The following is a 205-nucleotide window of genomic DNA, read 5'->3' as shown; positions in this document are numbered from 1 at the left end:
AGACGGCGTTGGTGCGACAGGAACAGGTCGATGATGTGCCTGTTGCGGGGAAGAATCCGCAGGGCGATGCGGCGGCGCCTGCGGATAAAACTGCCACTAATGGCTGCCCTGTTTCGATGGTGACTGGCGAGGAGTTGCTGACGCTCAGCGATGGAGCGCTGGACGGGATTTTGCCGTTTGAGTGGACGCGGTTGTATCGCACCAG

1 protein-coding gene is annotated in these 205 nt (G+C 60.5%); it reads left to right on the top strand.

Annotation, left to right across the window (positions count from 1 at the left end):
- Positions 1 to 205 (top strand): DUF6531 domain-containing protein (locus tag FW764_RS28185; protein ID WP_446436736.1); only part of this gene is annotated, 205 nt, incomplete at both ends.

The organism is Pseudomonas sp. 1152_12 (assembly GCF_052850675.1).
The sequence above is the reverse complement of the archived record's forward strand: the minus strand, read 5'-3'. Positions and strand labels throughout refer to the sequence as shown.